The organism is Pseudomonas sp. HMSC063H08, from assembly GCF_001813645.1.
GTDB lineage: Bacteria > Pseudomonadota > Gammaproteobacteria > Pseudomonadales > Pseudomonadaceae > Pseudomonas > Pseudomonas aeruginosa.
The window spans coordinates 1-272 of record NZ_KV813618.1 but is presented as its reverse complement, the minus strand read 5'-3'; the positions used below and the strand labels follow the sequence as shown (position 1 = coordinate 272).

Annotated in this window: 1 protein-coding gene; it reads left to right on the top strand. The window is 65.8% G+C overall.

Annotated features, from left to right (window positions below; translation table 11 throughout):
* Positions 1-272: DsbA family protein (locus HMPREF2924_RS29460; RefSeq protein ID WP_256567991.1), on the top strand; the 272-nt coding region annotated here is incomplete at both ends.

Here is a 272-nt window from a genome sequence, read left to right as displayed (position 1 = left end):
GCCCTGCCCTGGGCGGGGCTGCTGCTGGTCTTGCTGGCTGCATCCGCCGTAGCGGTAGAGCTTCTGGTGAAGGGGCTGCCAGCCAACCACAGCCTCTACGGCGATGCGAAAGCGCGCTGGACGATCAATGAATACGCCGACCTGGAGTGCCCCTTCTGCAAGGTCTACACCCCGCGGCTCAAGCGCTGGGTAGACAGCCATCCGGACGTGAACCTGGTTTGGCGCCATCTTCCCCTGCAGATGCATGGCGAGGCGGCCCGCCACCAGGCTCG